At 56.0% G+C, this 17,883-nt stretch carries 16 protein-coding genes; 8 read left to right on the forward strand and 8 right to left on the reverse strand.

What is annotated here, in order from left to right; all coding sequences use genetic code 11:
• Positions 1-174: 174 nt before the first annotated feature.
• The 5 genes from IB213_RS08985 to proV form a co-directional block, all read right to left on the reverse strand.
• On the reverse strand, positions 175-2,427 hold the full coding sequence (locus tag IB213_RS08985; RefSeq protein WP_192406025.1) for a bifunctional diguanylate cyclase/phosphodiesterase: 2,253 nt from the start codon (positions 2,425-2,427) through the stop codon (positions 175-177).
• Between the two features lie 199 nt (positions 2,428-2,626).
• Positions 2,627-3,319: a DUF3334 family protein gene (locus IB213_RS08990; RefSeq protein WP_191723783.1), complete on the reverse strand. Its 693-nt coding sequence runs from the start codon at positions 3,317-3,319 to the stop codon at positions 2,627-2,629.
• A gap of 142 nt (positions 3,320-3,461) precedes the next feature.
• Entirely contained in the window at positions 3,462-4,478 is a 1,017-nt protein-coding gene (gene proX / locus IB213_RS08995) for a glycine betaine/L-proline ABC transporter substrate-binding protein ProX (protein WP_191723784.1), read from the reverse strand.
• A gap of 80 nt (positions 4,479-4,558) precedes the next feature.
• A complete protein-coding gene (proW, locus tag IB213_RS09000) occupies positions 4,559-5,659 on the reverse strand; it encodes a glycine betaine/L-proline ABC transporter permease ProW (protein WP_192406026.1) in 1,101 nt (366 codons plus the stop codon).
• Entirely contained in the window at positions 5,656-6,993 is a 1,338-nt protein-coding gene (gene proV, locus IB213_RS09005) for a glycine betaine/L-proline ABC transporter ATP-binding protein ProV (RefSeq protein ID WP_192406027.1), read from the reverse strand. Before proV ends, proW begins: the two co-directional genes overlap by 4 nt.
• A gap of 229 nt (positions 6,994-7,222) precedes the next feature.
• Between proV and IB213_RS09010 the strand changes: the two genes are divergently transcribed.
• Positions 7,223-7,399 (forward strand): hypothetical protein, encoded by a 177-nt coding sequence (locus IB213_RS09010; RefSeq protein ID WP_192406028.1) that lies wholly within the window; start codon positions 7,223-7,225, stop codon positions 7,397-7,399.
• Between the two features lie 122 nt (positions 7,400-7,521).
• Here IB213_RS09010 and IB213_RS09015 read toward each other — a convergent pair whose 3' ends face one another.
• On the reverse strand, positions 7,522-8,148 hold the full coding sequence (locus IB213_RS09015; RefSeq protein ID WP_370551197.1) for a TIGR00645 family protein: 627 nt from the start codon (positions 8,146-8,148) through the stop codon (positions 7,522-7,524).
• A 199-nt stretch (positions 8,149-8,347) separates the two neighbouring features.
• Between IB213_RS09015 and acs the strand changes: the two genes are divergently transcribed.
• Positions 8,348-10,348 carry an acetate--CoA ligase gene (gene acs / locus IB213_RS09020; RefSeq protein WP_191723788.1) on the forward strand — a complete coding sequence of 667 codons (2,001 nt, stop codon included), beginning with the start codon at positions 8,348-8,350 and terminating at the stop codon, positions 10,346-10,348.
• Positions 10,349-10,602: 254 nt separating this feature from the next.
• The gene (locus IB213_RS09025; protein WP_225214187.1) at positions 10,603-11,127 is read left to right on the forward strand and encodes a LapA family protein; all 525 of its coding nucleotides are present in this window, start codon (positions 10,603-10,605) and stop codon (positions 11,125-11,127) included.
• Positions 11,128-11,273: 146 nt separating this feature from the next.
• Here IB213_RS09025 and IB213_RS09030 read toward each other — a convergent pair whose 3' ends face one another.
• On the reverse strand, positions 11,274-11,579 hold the full coding sequence (locus tag IB213_RS09030; protein ID WP_191723789.1) for a c-type cytochrome: 306 nt from the start codon (positions 11,577-11,579) through the stop codon (positions 11,274-11,276).
• A gap of 107 nt (positions 11,580-11,686) precedes the next feature.
• Here IB213_RS09030 and IB213_RS09035 point away from each other — a divergent pair, with 107 nt between their 5' ends.
• From IB213_RS09035 to IB213_RS09055, 5 genes are all read left to right on the forward strand, one after another.
• A complete protein-coding gene (locus tag IB213_RS09035; RefSeq protein ID WP_191723790.1) occupies positions 11,687-11,941 on the forward strand; it encodes a TIGR04438 family Trp-rich protein in 255 nt (84 codons plus the stop codon).
• A gap of 143 nt (positions 11,942-12,084) precedes the next feature.
• Complete coding sequence (gene ilvD / locus IB213_RS09040) at positions 12,085-13,944, forward strand: dihydroxy-acid dehydratase (RefSeq protein ID WP_192406029.1); 1,860 nt, start codon at positions 12,085-12,087, stop codon at positions 13,942-13,944.
• A 187-nt stretch (positions 13,945-14,131) separates the two neighbouring features.
• Positions 14,132-14,932 (forward strand): ABC transporter permease, encoded by an 801-nt coding sequence (locus tag IB213_RS09045; RefSeq protein WP_192406030.1) that lies wholly within the window; start codon positions 14,132-14,134, stop codon positions 14,930-14,932.
• Between the two features lie 20 nt (positions 14,933-14,952).
• Entirely contained in the window at positions 14,953-15,945 is a 993-nt protein-coding gene (locus tag IB213_RS09050; RefSeq protein ID WP_370551198.1) for an MlaD family protein, read from the forward strand.
• On the forward strand, positions 15,942-16,634 hold the full coding sequence (locus IB213_RS09055; RefSeq protein ID WP_191723793.1) for a hypothetical protein: 693 nt from the start codon (positions 15,942-15,944) through the stop codon (positions 16,632-16,634). Before IB213_RS09050 ends, IB213_RS09055 begins: the two co-directional genes overlap by 4 nt.
• Positions 16,635-16,775: 141 nt before the next feature.
• Here IB213_RS09055 and IB213_RS09060 read toward each other — a convergent pair whose 3' ends face one another.
• Positions 16,776-17,795 carry a porin gene (locus IB213_RS09060; RefSeq protein WP_191723794.1) on the reverse strand — a complete coding sequence of 340 codons (1,020 nt, stop codon included), beginning with the start codon at positions 17,793-17,795 and terminating at the stop codon, positions 16,776-16,778.
• Positions 17,796-17,883: the final 88 nt, after the last annotated feature.

Below are 17,883 nucleotides of genomic sequence, written 5' to 3' on the forward strand. Positions count from 1 at the left end.
TGTCTTTCATATGACGTGTTGCATGTCGTTTGTTGTGCTCAACCCTGCAATAAAGCGGTACCCAGAAAATCTAGAGGCTGCTTTTTCTTGCTGCATTGGCTTTGTCGCTGCCATCCTTCCTTTGCTCAAGAATGGGAATCTACGCAGCACTCTCCGTTTAAGTGGCATGCATTCCTAGCTGAAGGTAGGCGATGGGGGCGGGCTCCATGGCTGGTAGGCACAGAGTAACTCACTGATTTGCTCTGCGGGAACAGGTCTGCTGAATAGATACCCTTGTGCCTCATCGCAGCCTTGCTCACGTAAAAAGTCCAGCTGCTCTTGTGTTTCCACGCCTTCTGCAGTCGTTTGTATACCTAGAGCCTGAGCCATGCGAATGATTGCGCTGACGATTGCCCGATCATTGCTGTCATGGTCGAGGTCATGTACAAAAGACTGATCAATTTTGAGTTTGTAAATTTGGAATCGCTTGAGCTGGCTGAGCGATGAGTAACCGGTTCCGAAATCATCGATGGATAACCAAACGCCACTTTTGCGCAGGGCGTCCATGGTCAGAGTCGCTGCTTTGGGATCGTGCACGGCAACGCCTTCTGTCAGCTCCAATTCAAGTGCTGTAGGTGGAATATCCGATTCCAGCAAGATGCGGCTGATTAACTCGGGCAGCTGCGGCTGGTGAAACTGAATGGCCGATAGGTTGACTGCAACTTTTAACTGCCCAAAACCTGCTTGATGCCAAGTCTGCAGTTGTGCGACAGCTTTGCGCAGCACCCATTCACCAATTTGCAAAATTTGGCCGCTGTCTTCCGCGACTGGAATGAATTCACCTGGTGACACAGACCCAAGCTCGGGCTGATTCCAGCGCAGCAACGCTTCTACGCTGCGGATTTCTCCAGTGTGCAGACAGATCTGCGGCTGATAATGCAGCGTGAATTCGTTGCGTTCTAAAGCGCGCCGCATGGCATTTTCAAGCTGCAATGCACGCACTGACTTGGCGTGCATCTGGGGCGTGAAGAAACGGTAAGTGTTGCGGCCTTCCAGTTTTGCGTGGTACATCGCCACATCTGCCGACTGGGTCAAACTGTCAATGTCTTCCCCGTCTTGCGGGAAAAGTGCAATACCCATTGAAGGGGCCATGCTGAGCTCGTGGTGACCAATTTGATAAGGCCGTAACGACGCCTCTTGCAACTTTCCGGCGACACGCGCAGCACCTTGGGCATTGGCCCCGGGTAAGAGCAAGACAAACTCATCTCCGCCCAGGCGTGCCACCGTGTCTTTCTCGCGGACCACCGCGCGCAGTCGCTTGGCAATTTGCTGAAGTAAAGCATCACCTACCTTGTGGCCCAGGGAATCGTTGACGTGTTTAAAACGGTCTAAATCCAAAAAGATCACGGCCAGAGGGCTGGCATTGTTGCGCGCTTGTGTAATGGCTTCTTGGCTGCGATCTGCCATGAACGTTCGATTGGGAAGACCCGTGAGTGGGTCATAGTGCGCCATCCAATGAATTCGTTCCTGAACACGTTTTCGATCCTCAACTTCCTGGTGCAAGGTTTGGATCGTCGCACTGAGTTCATTGGTGCGTTCATGGACTTGGCGCTCTAGCTCGGCCTGTGCTTTGGTGAGCATGGCCTGAATGTTCTTTCGCTCAGTGATGTCCACCAAAATCCAGACCTCTCCTTGTGAACGGTCCAGCGGGTCTACCCAGCGGCTACGTGCTTCACATTCGATGCGGTGCCCTTGCTGGTGGGCCAGGGTCAGCTCGCCTTCAAAATTACCGGAACTGCTTGCACTCATCTGCGAAAGCACATTCAGTGGCGATATGTTCGCAAGCAATGATGTGGGTACGTTGGTGAGGTTGAGTAAGGTTTCAGGCTCGTAGCCCAGCATAGTGCCAAGGTGCGGGTTGCATCGTGTTAAGGCACCTTGGCGAAAGTACGCAATACCCACTGCAGCGGTTTCAAATAGCAGCTGTTTTTCACGGATCGCCGAAGACAGCAATGCTTTGCGATGACGCTGCTCATCAATGTCATCCACGATCCATATGGCCCCTTCATGCGGGGCCTTGGCATTGATGAGATGGCCTGTCAGGCTGGCCCAGAAAAGGTGGCCGCTGTGGCGACGCAGTCGACGCTCTGTTTTGAATGTCTTTCCCTGAATCATGCTTGGGTAAGCGGAGCGTCCCAGTGCCTTGAACTCTTCACGGGAAGGGTGCAGGCTGGCGCTGCGAATGCCTACGACTTGATCGCGATGGCTAAAGCCAAAAATCTTTGCAAAGTGTGGATTGCAGCGCACGACCACCCGATTTTTGATGAATGCAATGCCCACACCTGCGCTATCAAGCAACGCTTGCTGTTCACGTGACAGGCGTTCAAGGTCGACGTGGGCAGTTACAAGTGCAGGGTCTTGTTCAACCGAACCAAGGGTCAGGGACATGGGCAGATGCAATACTTGCAATAAAGGGCCAAGCGCTAGTTGTCTTGAGCTAGATGATTGATGGTGCAGTGCGAATTATTGCCAGTGAGTGAATGCTACTTTTATGTGGGCACCTACTGTTCGAATACGGCGGGAAATGCAATTGCACATGCAAAGATTCAGTCTCTTCAATAGGATGAATAAAAAAGGCTTGTGCTTTTTACATGCCTAGTGATTTCAACAGTGCTTCTGTTTCCGTATCGTTTGTGCTCGAGGCGGACGGTGTGGAGCGTGCGCCAGATGTACCTGCCTGGGCAATGATGGCGTCAGGGTCGATAACCTCATCCGCATCGAACTCATGCAGTTTGATGAACTCGGTGCTGTCAACGGCCAGCTCCAAGTAAAAGATATTGTTGGCTGCCGTGTAGAAGGTCACTCGACGCGCTTCAGGATTGTCGAGATTGGCATCCACACTCAGTTGTACTTGCTTGTTGAGTACCAACATCTTGGGCTGATTCTGGGTGATGTGCGTTTGTAGCTCGCGGCGCACTTTGCCAGTGAAATCCCCCACTACTTGGTTCATCAACTCGCCCATTACGTTGCTGACTTCGTCAGAGGTATGTGAGCTGGCCAAGTCGCTTTCTGACATACCCATGTTCAGCAGATAGCTGCGATACAGCTCCATAGCCGCCGCTGCAGAGAAGTTGATGATGACCAGCCCAGAAAACCCGCCATCAAACAGTACAAAGCAGCCGATTTCTGGTTTGAGATAGGTCTTTTTGATTCGCTGCACCATGCCGGAGTACTGAATCTGGCAAGTGGTCGCGACATTCAGCACGCGGGTGACAGAGTTGCAGAGGCTGACAAGCAGTTCGTCAGTACCTTGAACCGTGGAGATGGCTTTGTCACTCATGGGTAGTTAGTGCAATGAAACAGAATGTTGTTGATTATGGGTGCTTTCTGCAGGCCGTCGAATTGCTTGCTTGCTTGAGTGAATTGGAGTTGCGCTGTGTCGGGCAAATGGCACAAAAAAAGGAGGCTAAAGCCTCCTTTTTTTATTTCACGGCAGCGCGAGCCTGGGCTAGCCAGCCATCGAAAGTTTTCTGATGGGCTTTGATCCAGCTGTTGGTGTGGCGCTCAATGTCGGCAGGTTTGCCTTGGCCCTGGCTCATCATGTAATTTTGAGCATTGATGTCGGAGACGGACAGTTGCATCACTTCAAACAATTTGGCCGCAGCCGGGTTCGCATCTGTCCATGCCTTGTTGGCCAGGATGTGCTGCTTGTTCACAACAAAACCGTAGTTCTTTCCGTTGGCCAGTTTGGTATCGACACCTTTTTGCTCACCGGGTGCTGAAGAAAAAGGCACTTCCAGCCACACCACATCTTTACCCGGCTTGAGTTCGTTGCTGACCCAGTAGGGGGTCCATGTGTAGTAAAGAACAGGTTTTCCAGATTTGTAGCGGGTGATAGTGTCTGCAATCAGCGCTGAATAGGTGCCTTGCTGGTGAGTGACCGTATCGCGCAGCTTGTAGGCGTCCAGGTGGTGCTCGATCATGGCTTCACAGCCCCAGCCGGGGTTGCAGCCAGTCAAATCTGCCTTGCCGTCACCATCTGCATCAAACAGCTTGGCAATTTTTGGATCTTGCAACTGCGCAATGTTGGTGATCTTGTGGGCGTCGGCGGTTTTTTTGTCGATCAGATAGCCTTGGGCTGCGTTGTCCGAGTACACACCCTTGCGGTAGAGCTTGGCCTCACCACCGGCATTCTTGTAGTAGTCAGCGTGCAGCGGGTTCCAGTGTGTTGCGATGAATGTGGCGTCACCATTACCGATGGCCAGGTGTGCGGTGGGGTACTCCACTTCTTTGAATGGCTGAACGTCGTAGCCCAGTTGCTCCAACGCTTTCATGACCAGAAGTGTCTGGAATGATTCTTCAGCAATCGAGCTTTTCAAAGGGTGAACTTTGATGCCTTTGCCCGGCGTCTCGTTGGCATTGGCGCTCAAACAGGTTAAAGCCAGGGTGCTGGCGGCCACGGCGGCCAGGGTGCGGGTGGCATGGGTGATAGATGTCATCTTTCGTCCTCCTGTTGAAAATGGATGGAATGTGGCTGCGGCGCTTACTCCGTAAGTGCCGACAGCTACTGACTGGTTAATTAAGAAGTTTTGCGGGGTTTGAGCAGCAAACCCAAGGGACCACGGTGCCACCAGCGCTCTCCACCGCGATGGGGCTGGCCCATGGCCTGGGTGATGCGGTCCAGCACAATCGCCAAGAGCACAATGCCCAAGCCACCTACGGTGGCCAGGCCCATGTCCAGACGGCCAATGCCGCGCAGCACCATTTGTCCCAAACCGCCTACGGCGATCATGGAAGCGATCACCACCATGGACAGCGACAGCATCAGTGCCTGGTTGATGCCAGCCATGATGTTGGGCATGGCCAGCGGCAATTGCACTTTCCACAGCAGCTGCCAAGGCGAGGCACCATAGGCGCGGCTGGCTTCAATCAAATCGGGGCGTACTTGGCGAATACCCAGGTTGGTCAGACGCACCAGCGGGGGCAGCGCAAAGATGATGGTCACGATCACGCCGGGCACATTGCCAATACCAAACAGCATCACCACAGGGACCAGGTAGACAAAGGCTGGGGTGGTCTGCATGGCATCCAGCACTGGGCGCGTCCATCGCTGGGTGCGGTCGCTAGAGGCAATCAAAATGCCCAGCGGCAGCCCAATCACAATACAAAACGCCAACGAGGTCAGTACCAATGACAGGGTCACCATGGCTTCGGGCCAGATGCCCAGTGCCGCGACAGCCAGCAGTGACAATGCCGTACCAATGGCGAGGCCACGGCCCGCAAACTGCCAGGCAACCAACGCCACCAGTATGGTCAGTACAGGCCAAGGCAGCGCCAGCATGAGCTGCTCAACACCTGACAGGGTGGCGTCGATGGGAGCGCGTACGCTTTGGAAGAAAGGCCGGAAGTTATCGACCACCCAGCCAAGGCTTTGGTTGATCCAGGCTTCAATTGGCAGACCTTCGGTGCGCAGTTGATCCCACAGGCTCAGTGGGGCATCCGTAGAGGGGGTGCTGGCTGCCAGCCAATCGGAACCTGCACCTGCATCCGGTGTGGTGGCTGCGGGCGATGCCCATGGATCTGCGGCTGTTTCTGCAGTTGTGCTTGCAGCCCATGGATCTACGGCCTCGGGCGCGCTGCTGGTGTTCCAGGGGGCGGTACTGTTCGTCACCTCACTCATGCTTTTTCTCCTTGTTGCGTGGGCGTTGCGGCGCTGTCGGAATGCTCTTGCAGCATCGTGGGCGAGTCCGCGTCACCAGTGGAAAACAAGGGGTTGAGCGTGACCGGTGGCTGCACTGGCTGTGGTGGTGGGACTGGAGGCGTGTCGCGGTCCAAGAAGCGCAGCATGGTCGTGCGACTGATGACGCCCAGGAATTTGCGGTTCTCTCCCAATACAGGCAGGGGGCAGGGGGCCGTGGCCATGGGGCCATAAAGATCAGCGACGGGGGTGGCTGCATCCAGTGGCAGCACGCCTTCGATAAACGCATGTTTCAAGCCCAGCGCGCCTTTATGTCCCTGCAGGGCATCGCGCAATGACTGGGCAGACACTACGCCCTGCAGGTGCTGGCGTGCATTGAGGACATAGGCGTGGTCGCGATCAGAGTCTTCGATGAGACGCAACGCTGCACGGCAGCCTCGGTCGTTGTGCTCCGAGATGATGGTCAGTGCCTGGCGTGCAATGTCCGAGGCCTTGAATACGGCGGCGGCATCCACGCCTTTGATGAAGCTGCGTACATAGTCGTTGGCTGGACTGCGCAAAATATCATCAGGGGTGCCAACTTGGATGACTTGGCCGTCTTTCATGATGGCAATGCGGTCACCAATGCGCATGGCTTCATCCAGATCGTGAGAGATGAACACGATGGTGCGGCGTTTGGTTTCCTGCAGGCGCAGCAGTTCAGACTGCATCTCGGTGCGGATGATGGGATCCAGGGCAGAAAATGCTTCATCCATCAGCAAGATGGAGGGGTCGGATGCCAAAGCGCGTGCCAAGCCAACGCGCTGCTGCATGCCTCCAGAAAGCTCGTCAGGGTAGCTGGGTCCCCAGCCGGCCAGACCCACTTGCTCCAAGGCTTCTTGTGCGGCTTGCTGGCGCGCGGCGGGGGCAACGCCAGCCATCTCTAAACCAAAGGCAGTGTTGTCTTGCACGGTCATGTGCGGCATGAGAGCGAAAGACTGAAACACCATGGAGATGTCTTTGCGCCTCAGTGCGCGCAGGTCTTTGTCGCTGAGCTCGTTGATATCTTGCCCATCCACCACGATGCGGCCGCTGGTGGGCTCAATCAAGCGATTGAGCATGCGCACAAGGGTGGATTTGCCTGAGCCCGATAGGCCCATGACGACGAAAATTTCACCGGCTTCGATGGTGAAGTTGGCATCGAATACACCGATGGATTGACCGGTGCGTTCGAGGATTTGTTGCTTGGAAAGCCCTTGGCGCACCAGGTCCAAGGCCTGCTTTGGCTGATCGCCAAAGACCTTGAAGACGTTTTCGATGCGAATTTGTTTGGCCACTGGTTGTCCTCCCTTGAGTTGTTCTTGGGGGTTACACACAGTGCAGCCGCGTTACAAGCAGAGCTTGAACGGCCTACACGCGAAGCTGAAAGTCATGCCAACCGATGCACCGGCTTTGCCAAATACCTGACAAGGCCGCAATGAAGGGTGTGAGACTGGGCCCGAATGGCAGCGTGGTGTGCGCAAGGGCCGCAAGAGAGGGCAGAGGCAAAGCACGGATGTGCGTTACATGATCCAAACATATCCGTGCATCAGTGCCAGAAATCCAGCGCTGTGGCACCAGCTTTCTGCAAGCGCAGGGCTGATGCCGGATGAATCCATGCCGTTAAAACATGGATTACCTGCATGGCAGGTTGTTAATGAGTCGATCATTGTAACTATTGGGTATATGGCTGTCAATGCTTAATTGTGGGGTGGCATTGGCTTTGTGTGACATCCGTCGGCATTGTGTCGTCAGGCGCTGTCAAAAGAGTGCAAAACGAAAAAACCGGCGCATGGGCCGGTTTTTTCGTTCAAGGTGTTAGTTTTTTAGTGCGCAGTGGGGTGCTGGCTGTGAATTAACTTGTCGGTGTAGGCAATTGCCAGGGCACTGAGCAGGAACACGACATGAATGATGGTTTGCCACATCAATACTTTGACGTCGTAATTGCCTGCGTTGATAAAGGTTTTGAGCAAGTGAATCGAGCTGATGCCGATGATGGACAGGCCCAGTTTGACTTTCAACACAGACGCATTGACGTGGTCGAGCCATTCGGGCTGGTCTGGATGGGTGTCCAGGCCGAGGCGACTGACGAAAGTTTCGTAGCCACCCACAATCACCATGATCAGCAGGTTGGAGATCATGACCACGTCAATCAAGGCCAGGACCACCAGCATGATCACTGTTTCATTCAACCCGGTCAGTGGCGCATCGGGCTTGTAACCAATGCTGGTGACGAGGGCTTGCAGCGCTGTCTGGCTGCCAAAGGCCGCTTCAATCAAATGCCAAAGCTCGACCAGGAAGTGCCAGACGTACACGGCTTGAGCGGCAATCAGACCCAGGTACAAGGGCAGCTGCAGCCAACGGCTGGCAAAAATCAAACTGGGCAGTGGGCGCATGGGTGAGCGGGACATGGGCTGTGCGGGTGACTCGGAATGCGGGTCGACAGAGGGCATAAATTGAATTAGCGGTTGAAGTGAGCGAGAGACCGCGTTTTAAGGCGCGGGCTAGCGATTGTAGAGGCCCGAATTAGTGTTAACCCTTGCTAAGTCTTTAATTTTGCTCCAGTTTGTACGCTATGGAGTCAGTGGTATGTAAGTGCTGCACCCGACATTTGCGCGCAAACTATCCCTAAAAGAGTAAGGAGATAAATCCATGAGCGCACCAAGTTCTGCAATTGAATCTGTGTTGGTTGAAAACCGTGTGTTTCCACCTTCTGAGGCCACCCAGAAAGCCGCCCGTGTGGCTGGCATGGCAGCGTATGAGGCGCTGTGTGCGGAGGCGGAAAAAGACTACGAAGCTTATTGGGCGCGCCTGGCCCGTGAAAATGTGGTGTGGAGCAAGCCTTTCACCCAGATTCTGGATGAAAGCAATGCGCCTTTTTACCGCTGGTTTGCAGATGGTGAACTCAATGCCAGTGCCAACTGCCTGGACAAGCATATGGGGACTGCGGTTGAGCACAAGACCGCAATTATTTTTGAAGCAGATGATGGTCAGGTGACGAAGGTCAGCTACCGCGAATTGCTCAACCGTGTGGCGCAGTTTGCCAATGGGTTGAAGGCGCAGGGCATTAAAAAGGGTGACCGTGTCCTGATTTACATGCCCATGACGATTGAGGGTGTGGTGGCCATGCAGGCATGCGCACGCATTGGTGCAACGCACAGTGTGGTGTTTGGCGGTTTCTCGGCCAAGGCCGTGCAAGAGCGTATTGTGGACGTGGGCGCATCGGCGGTGATTACGGCCAACTACCAAATGCGCGGTGGCAAGGAGCTGCCGCTCAAAGCGATTGTCGATGACGCTTTGCAAATGGGTGGGTGCGAACACGTAGGCCACGTTTTTGTGTTCGAGCGCACAGCGACAGCCACCCATATGGTGGCTGGGCGTGACATGACATTTGCGCAATTATTGGACGGGCAAAGTACAGACTGCCCGCCGGTGGCAGTGGATGCCGAGCACCCGCTGTTCATTCTCTACACCAGTGGCTCCACAGGAAAACCCAAGGGGGTGCAGCACTCCACAGGTGGCTACATGCTGTGGGCCAAGCAGACGGTAGAGTGGACATTTGACATGCAGCCGACGGACGTATTTTGGTGTACGGCGGATATTGGCTGGATCACGGGCCATACCTACGTGGCTTACGGCCCTCTGGCAGCTGGGGCCACGCAAATTGTGTTTGAAGGCGTACCCACCTTCCCGCACGCTGGGCGTTTCTGGCAAATGATTGAGCGCCATGGCTGTACCGTTTTCTACACCGCTCCGACAGCCATTCGCTCGCTGATCAAAGCGGCCGAGACAGATGAAAAAGTGCACCCCAAGAACTGGAATCTTTCCAGCTTACGCATCCTGGGCAGTGTGGGGGAGCCGATCAATCCTGAAGCATGGATGTGGTACTACCGCAATGTGGGAGGCGAGCGTTGCCCGATTGTGGACACCTTCTGGCAGACCGAAAACGGTGGTCACATGATTACGCCATTGCCAGGCGCAACACCGCTGGTCCCTGGTTCTTGCACACTTCCTTTGCCCGGCATTACGGCAGCCATCGTCGATGAAACAGGCAACGACCTGCCCAACGGCGCGGGTGGCATGCTGGTGGTCAAGCGGCCATGGCCCAGCATGATTCGCAATATCTGGGGTGACCCTGAGCGTTTCAAAAAGAGCTATTTCCCGGAAGAGCTGGGTGGGAAAACCTACTTGGCAGGCGATGGTGCGGTGCGCAGCGAAGACCGTGGGTACTTTCGAATCACGGGCCGTATTGATGATGTGCTCAATGTCTCGGGCCACCGCATGGGAACGATGGAGATTGAGTCTGCACTGGTCTCCAAGACGGACCTGGTCGCGGAAGCTGCTGTGGTAGGACGCCCGGATGATATGACGGGTGAAGCCATTTGTGCATTCGTGGTGCTCAAGCGTCCCATGCCCACTGACCCTGAAGAGGCCAAAGCCTTGGCCACAGAGTTGCGCAATTGGGTGGCCAAAGAAATCGGCCCGATCGCCAAGCCCAAGGACATTCGCTTTGGTGAGAACCTGCCCAAAACACGAAGCGGCAAGATCATGCGTCGCCTGTTGCGCTCGATTGCCAAGGGTGAAGCCATTACCCAGGACACCAGCACCCTGGAAAATCCAGCCATCTTGGATCAATTGTCGAAAACCAATTGATTGGGCTGGAGCCCAGCTGCAGCGCGTGAGCGATGCAGCCCGCTGAAATGGGCAGCGCAGAGGCGCATAGCCGCTGATCTGCTGGATGTCAGCGCAAGCTCTTGCCTGTGTTTACAAATGCCACCTGAGGGTGGCATTTTTATTTTCAGTTGTAGGAGATGATGCAGAGCGAGAATGCGCGTGCCACTGGCTTGTGGATGGTGTCTCTTGGGGTAAAACTCTGACCTATACAAATAGAGCTAAAGGAAACCGGTATGAAGTCGCGTATTGCATTGTTGGTTCTGATCATCGCAGTGATCGGTGTTCTCGCCTTTTTCAACTTTCCTTATTTGGCGCAGGAAGTGCCGATGTCTCTGGGCATCACCACGGTGCAGGCTCCGCTGGGCTTGATTCTTGTCGCGCTGACTGCCTTGATGGCGATTGTGTTCATTGCCTATGTGATTGCCATGCAAGGAGCTTGGCTGCTGGAAGCGCGTGCACACTCCAAGGAAATGGCAGCACAGCGTGAGCTGGCAGACAAGGCTGAAGCTTCACGCTTCACTGAACTGCGTATCGCCATTGAAAATTTGCACAAGGAAGAGGAGCGCCGCTTGCTCGATCGCATAGACACTCTGGAGGCGCATCTGCAAGCGCGTGCCCTGGAGAGTGATAACTCGACAGCCGCCTATGTCGGGCAGTTGGAGCAGCAACTGCGCTCCAGTCTGCATGCAGCGCCAGCCCGCGTGGATGTTGTGAAACCAGATCCTATGGATGTGACGCCGCGTGATACAAGGCTGTGATGCTTTTTAAAAAAAGAGCGCACAGCGCTTGCTCAGTATTGGTTTTGAAGTGTTTTATATCTGAAACAACCAGCCTGTAAGCGCTAGCAGCTATGAAAAAAGCCACCATAAGGTGGCTTTTTTTCCTAGATGCAGCGAGATATGGCTTACTTGAGCGACAGCACCCAGGCAGCCAGTTTCTTGGCATCGGCTTCACTGACCTGGCTGTTGGCAGGCATGGGTACGGGCCCCCAGACGCCACTGCCACCTTTCACGATTTTGGCAGCCAGCTTGTTGACGGCGTCACCTTGGCCCGCATATTTGTTGGCAACGTCCTTGAATGAAGGGCCAACCAGTTTCTTCTCCACTGCGTGGCAAGCCATGCAGTTCTTGGAAGATGCCAAGGCTTGGTCGGCCATGGCTGGTGTGATTGCGCTCAGGGCCAGCGCAAAGGTGATCATGAAACGTTTCATCGTTACACTTTCCTCTAGTGGGGGAGATGTTGGCAGCCATTGTAGGGTGCGGTGCGTGAACGCTGCTTGTCTCTGTGTGAACAAACTGTGAATAGGGTGACAAGCTTATGTGGTTGCTGATGGCTGCGGTGGTATTGGCCGTACTCAAGGCGCTGGTGCATCTGGAGGTGGTGGATGTGGCTGGCATTGCCGCCATGTCCTGGTGGTGGGTGCTAGGTGGATTTGCGGTGACGATGGCCTGGTTCACTTACGCCGATCAATCAGGCCTGACCAAGCGCAAAGCCATGGAAAAGATGGACAAGCGCAAGCAAGAGCGCCTCGACAAACAACGTGAACTGCTGACAGGCCGGCGCAAGCGTTGAGGGCAGCTTTCGCCAATCGCGAGACCGCTTGCCTTGGTGTGCGGGGTGTCACGTACCCGCAGGGTGAACATGGTGGGACATAATGTTTGAATTGGCTTTTGCGAGCCTTGAGACATTTTTGCAAACCAACAATTAGCTCCACCATGCCTGTTTACCGTTCCAAAACCTCCACCGGTGGCCGCAATATGGCCGGTGCCCGTGCCTTGTGGCGTGCCACTGGCATGAAAGATGGCGACTTTGACAAGCCCATCATCGCCATTGCTAACTCCTTCACACAGTTTGTGCCCGGCCACGTGCACTTGAAGGATATGGGCCAGCTGGTGGCGCGCGAGATTGAAAAAGCCGGCGGCGTGGCCAAAGAATTCAACACCATTGCGGTGGACGACGGCATTGCCATGGGCCACGATGGCATGCTGTATTCGCTGCCCAGCCGTGATTTGATTGCTGACTCTGTGGAGTACATGGTCAATGCACACTGCGCGGACGCGCTGGTGTGCATCTCCAACTGCGACAAGATCACTCCGGGCATGCTGATGGCCGCCATGCGCCTGAACATCCCGGTGATCTTTGTCTCCGGTGGCCCCATGGAAGCGGGCAAGACCAAATTGGCCAATCCCACCACCAACGTGATCGAGTTCAAGAAGCTGGACTTGGTGGATGCGATGGTGATTGCCGCGGATGACCGCTACTCCGATGAAGAAGTGGCGCAGGTGGAGCGCTCCGCTTGCCCCACCTGCGGTTCTTGCTCAGGCATGTTCACAGCCAACTCCATGAACTGCCTGACCGAGGCGCTGGGACTGTCCCTGCCGGGCAATGGCACGGTAGTGGCGACGCACTCGGATCGTGAAGAGCTGTTCCTGACTGCCGGGCGTCGCATTGTTGAGCTGGCCCGCGATTACTACGAGAACGACAACGACCGCGTGCTGCCCCGCTCGGTGGGCTTTAAGGCGTTTGAAAATGCCATCACGCTGGATATCGCCATGGGCGGCTCCACCAACACCATCTTGCACCTGCTGGCGATTGCCAAAGAGGCCGAGATCGACTTCACGATGGCCGACATCGACCGTCTCTCGCGCGTGGTGCCCCAGTTGTGCAAGGTGGCACCCAATACGCAGAAATATCACATTGAAGATGTGCACCGCGCAGGCGGCATCATGGCCATCCTGGGTGAGCTGGCGCGCGCTGGCAAGCTGCACACCGATGTGCCCACGGTCTACGGCGACAGCATGGCCGAGGCACTGGCCAAGTGGGACATTGCCGTGTCACAGGACGAGGCGGTCAAGCATTTCTACCTGGCGGGCCCCGCAGGCATTCCTACACAAACCGCATTCAGCCAGAGCACCCGCTGGCCCAGCCTGGATCTGGACCGTGCCGAAGGCTGCATCCGCTCATACGAACACGCATTCAGCAAAGAAGGCGGTCTGGCTGTACTGACAGGCAATATTGCCGTGGACGGCTGCGTGGTGAAGTCAGCCGGTGTGGATGAATCCATTTTGGTGTTCGAAGGCACAGCCCACGTGACCGAGTCGCAAGACGAGGCCGTAGCCAACATCCTGGCCGACAAGGTCAAGGCGGGTGACATCGTGATCGTGCGTTACGAAGGCCCCAAGGGCGGTCCCGGCATGCAAGAGATGCTGTATCCCACCAGCTACATCAAATCCAAGGGCCTGGGCAAGGCCTGTGCGCTGCTGACCGATGGCCGTTTCTCGGGCGGCACGTCGGGCTTGTCGATTGGCCACTGCTCGCCCGAGGCAGCAGCTGGCGGCGCGATTGGCCTGGTGAAAAACGGTGATCGCATCCGCATTGACATTCCCAACCGCTCCATCAACGTACTGGTCAGTGATGAAGAATTGGCCAAACGCCGCGAAGTGCAAAACGCCAAGGGCTGGAAGCCCGCGAACCCCCGCCCACGTAAAGTGTCTGCGGCACTCAAGGCCTACGCCTTGCTGGTGACCTCGGCCGATACGGGCGCGGTGCGCGATTTGTCCAAGCTGGGTGACTGATGGAGTAGGCCTGCACAGCATGCAAACCGCCCTTTGGGGCGGTTTTTTTATGCGTGCCTGCAAGGCGGCGGTGTCGTCATTGGCGCGGTGCCGCCTGCAGGCCTGTGCGCACCACCCAGATCGCCGCGCAGGGGTGCAAGGGCGCTGCGCTGGTAAAACCACAAGCTTTTTGCCTATGATGCCAAGCATGCGCTCCATCCAACGCTCCTTATCCCTGCGCATCTGGCATGCGGCACGCGACATTGCACTGGCGTGGGGGCGCATCTTTTATCTGGCTGCCATGGTATGGGTGCTGCTGCTTTCACCTTCGACATACCGATGGCAATCTTTGCGCCCCATTTTGCAGCGCATGTACAAGGATACGGCGTCCATTCTCCTGGGCTTTACGATTTTGGCGGCCTTGATTTGCCTGGTCATCACCCGCATTGTGGTGGTGACGGCCATCAGCTATGGGCTGTCGCGTTATGCGCTGGAGATGGTCATTCGGGTGCTGGTGCTGGAGCTGATTCCGCTGACAGCCGCCTTGTTTGTGGCCATGCGCTGCACCATTCCGAATGCGACAGAGCTGGCGTTGATACGCCAGTCTGGGGAGTGGGGCGCCAGGCAAAGCCGTGGCGAAGCACTGATGCGCCTCGAGGTATTGCCACGGGTGATTTCAGGCCTGTACGCCTGCGTGACACTGGCGGCGCTGTCGTGCGTGGTGGCGCTGGTCACCGCGTATATTGGTGTTTATGGATTTACGCTGGCCGGTTTGCCTGGCTATACCCGCATGTTTGGGCACGTGTTTAACCCCTCAGTGACTTTGGTGTTTGTGCTCAAGACGTGGCTGTCAAGCTGGGCCGTTGCCATCATTCCGGTAGCCACGGGCCTTTATGCCCATCGTACGCATCGTCAAATGCGGCCCGGTGAAGAACTCAGCGGTCTGGCGCGCATGTTTGCTGTGCTGTTAATGATTGAGCTGGCATCGCTCATGGGTAACTATTACTGAACGAGAAGGGTAAGCGCATCTTGTCTGATACACGAATGCAGTCTTCTGCGGCACCACAGCCAGAAGCCACGCCATCACTGCGGCCCGTGGCCCATTTGGAGCGCAAAGCGGCAGCGTTGCTGCTGTTCACGATCGCGTTGATCGTGGGGTCTGGTCTGTACCTGCTGTATGCACGCGGTGCTTTTGAGCCCACTCAGACTCTGGTGCTGACTTCGGATGATTCGGAAGGCGTGTCCGTGGGCATGGACATGACGTTCTCTGGTTTTCCCATTGGCCGGGTAAGCAAGCTGGAGCTGGCCAACGATGGGAACGTGCGCATTGTGGTGGCCGTGCCTCGCAAAGATGCCCATTGGCTGCGAGAGTCGAGCGTATTCACCCTGGTCAAAGGCATTGTGGGTGGCACCACCATCAAGGCCTATAGCGGGATATTGCAGGACCCTCCCTTGCACGATGGCGCAGAGCGTCCGGTGCTGCGTGGCGATGCTACTGCCGAGATTCCGCAGATTGTGGCTATGGCCAAAGACTTGCTCAACAACCTGAGTCTGATGACTGCGCAAGACTCTGCCCTGGGCAAATCGATGGATCAAATACGCCAGCTGGGCGAAAAACTCAATGGCAAAAGCGGGGCGATGGAGGTGTTGCTGGGCACCCCAGAGAATGCGCAAAAAACGGTGGAGATGCTGGAGCGTACCAACCAGTTGCTGGCGCGCATGGACCATGTGGTGCAGCGTGCAGACCAGCAGGTGTTTGATGCCAACGGCGTCATGCCGCAAGTGCGAGCCACCGTGGAGACACTCAACCAATTGCTGAAAGAAACGCGTGGCAGCTTGAAGAGGCTCGATGCAGTGTTGGTGAATGCCGAATCCATCAGCACCAATGTGAACGATGCGAGCAGCGATATTGGGCAACTGCGCAATGAGGTGGAAAGCAATCTGCGCAAGATCGAAGACATGCTGGCCGATTTGCAGCGCAAATGGCCGTTTGCCAAAGAAGCCGAGGTCAAGCTGCCATGAAAAATACTTTGCGATGGCCCATTGCACTGGGCTTGGTCAGTGTCTGGCTGGCCGCATGTGGCAGCAAACCTCCAGCCCCGAAATGGGCGCTGGAGGCGCAATCTGCCTCAGAGCGCGCTGTGCAGGCGTATTTGAAGGGCCAGACGCGCGTGGCCGATGTGGAGTGGAGCAAAGCCTTTAACGAAGTGGCCGCCACCGGCCTGCCCAGCCAGATGGCACGCATGGCCTTGCTGGAATGCGCAGCGCAAACTGCAGCGCTGGAGCTGACGGACTGTCCACGCTACGAGCGCTACGGCGCTGGCGCTGAACCTGCGGAGCAGGCTTACGCCCGTTATCTGAAAGGAGCGCACACCGCTGCCGATGTGCCGTTGCTGCCGCAGGCACAGCAAGCCATGGCTGCACAGTTGTTGGGGGGTGCACCAGTGGCTGCGGGCCTGCCTGCGGGGCAGGCACTGTCGCAACTGACGGCAGCCGGTGTGGCACTGCGCGCCGGGGCCATTACCCCCATGCAGGTGCAACTGGCGGTGGATGTGGCCTCACAGCAAGGCTGGCGCAGGGCGGCCATGGCGTGGCTGCTGGTAGAGCGGCGCTGGGCGCAGGAAGCGGGTGATGCAGCGCTATTGCAAGCAGTGGATTTGCGCCTGCAGGTGCTGCAGGAAGGGCAACGTAAGGATGCACTGAAAAAGTGAGCTGTTAGCGCTGATGAATAAAGCGATTCAGATAGATAAGTATCTGAAATCATTGTGTGGAAAGTGTTGAAAGCTATTAAATAAAGTTAAGAGACACAAAAAAAGCCCCGAACTCGGGGCTTTTTTACGTAGAGCACGGGCTTAGAAACGGTGGCGGATACCGACTGCCAGGCTGGTGCCGGACTTGTTGTCGATCAGTGCGCTGTTCTTGTCATACATGGCAGCTGCATAGGCGTCAGTGCGCTTGGACAGGAAGTGATCGTAGCCCACGGTGGCTGTCGTCCACTTGCCGGAGACAGAGTCTGTCTTGGTTTGTGCCATGGCCACTTTGACTGTGCCAGCCTTGGTCACAGGTACATCCAGGCCCAGAGAATAGGTTTTCTTTTTGATGTCATCAGCACCCGTGCTGAAGTCTTGCGTGGCTTGGCCGTAAGTGGCGTACAGCTTGACCACGCTGAAGTCATAAGCTGCACCCACCATCCACTTGTCTTTGGAATAACCAAGGGCGTTGTAGTTGGCCAGCCCGGGGTTGCCGATGTCGGCTTGCTCATACACGGCGGTCAAAGCCAGGGGGCCTTGGTTGTAGAACACGTTGGCGCCAACGTTGTTGGTGCCAGATTTGTCGGCTTGTTCACCAAACTGGTACTGCAGATTGGCGCGCAGGCCCGCAAATGTGGGTGTGCTGTAGGTGATCTGGTTGCTCCAGCCTGTATCTGCAGCGTTGTTGCCTACGGAGTGCAGCACCAAAGGAGAGACGGTGAAAGAGTCACCGTAGGGATTGAACAGGATGGTTGGCAAGAAGTTAGGGGCCATGGAGCGGCCCAGCTTCAAAGTACCAAAACCGCCAGACAAAGACACGTTGGCATCGCGAGCAAAGAACGCATCCCCATTAAAGCGGCCAGGGGTGCCGGTGTCAGCGCGGAAGAAAGCGCCAAGTGCAAAGCCTACTTTCAGGCCATTGCCCAGGTCTTCTGTGCCGTTCATGCCCCACCAGGAGGTGGTCATGCCGCCAGAGCCGACTTCGCTGGTGCGCTCTTTGCCTGCGGTCTTCATCGAGCCCACATACATATCGACCAAGCCAGTCAACTGCACATTGCTTTGCGCTTGTGCAGCACCCATGCATGCCAAGGCGGCACCAAAAGCGATCAGAGATTTTTTCATGGTATTTCCCTCCATAGATCAATTGAAAACGTTGCTCACCAGTTGCCCACTTCAGGTGCGTGGGGGCATCCTGCGTGCTGCTTTTGTA

Origin of the sequence: Comamonas sp. CMM02 (assembly GCF_014851485.1) — a bacterium.
Classification (GTDB): Bacteria; Pseudomonadota; Gammaproteobacteria; order Burkholderiales; family Burkholderiaceae_C; genus Comamonas; species Comamonas avium.

Bases quoted from the DNA above. Each gene is read 5' to 3' on its own strand.
- IB213_RS09055 (WP_191723793.1), top strand. From the start codon at position 15,942: ATGAAAAATACTTTGCGATGGCCCATTGCACTGGGCTTGGTCAGTGTC.
- IB213_RS09060 (WP_191723794.1), bottom strand. From the start codon at position 17,795: ATGAAAAAATCTCTGATCGCTTTTGGTGCCGCCTTGGCATGCATGGGT.
- IB213_RS09025 (WP_225214187.1), top strand. From the start codon at position 10,603: ATGAAGTCGCGTATTGCATTGTTGGTTCTGATCATCGCAGTGATCGGT.
- IB213_RS08985 (WP_192406025.1), bottom strand. From the start codon at position 2,427: ATGTCCCTGACCCTTGGTTCGGTTGAACAAGACCCTGCACTTGTAACT.
- IB213_RS09045 (WP_192406030.1), top strand. From the start codon at position 14,132: ATGCGCTCCATCCAACGCTCCTTATCCCTGCGCATCTGGCATGCGGCA.
- ilvD (WP_192406029.1), top strand. From the start codon at position 12,085: ATGCCTGTTTACCGTTCCAAAACCTCCACCGGTGGCCGCAATATGGCC.
- IB213_RS09035 (WP_191723790.1), top strand. From the start codon at position 11,687: ATGTGGTTGCTGATGGCTGCGGTGGTATTGGCCGTACTCAAGGCGCTG.
- IB213_RS08990 (WP_191723783.1), bottom strand. From the start codon at position 3,319: ATGAGTGACAAAGCCATCTCCACGGTTCAAGGTACTGACGAACTGCTT.
- IB213_RS09010 (WP_192406028.1), top strand. From the start codon at position 7,223: ATGATCCAAACATATCCGTGCATCAGTGCCAGAAATCCAGCGCTGTGG.
- proW (WP_192406026.1), bottom strand. From the start codon at position 5,659: ATGAGTGAGGTGACGAACAGTACCGCCCCCTGGAACACCAGCAGCGCG.
- proX (WP_191723784.1), bottom strand. From the start codon at position 4,478: ATGACATCTATCACCCATGCCACCCGCACCCTGGCCGCCGTGGCCGCC.
- IB213_RS09015 (WP_370551197.1), bottom strand. From the start codon at position 8,148: ATGCCCTCTGTCGACCCGCATTCCGAGTCACCCGCACAGCCCATGTCC.
- IB213_RS09030 (WP_191723789.1), bottom strand. From the start codon at position 11,579: ATGAAACGTTTCATGATCACCTTTGCGCTGGCCCTGAGCGCAATCACA.
- acs (WP_191723788.1), top strand. From the start codon at position 8,348: ATGAGCGCACCAAGTTCTGCAATTGAATCTGTGTTGGTTGAAAACCGT.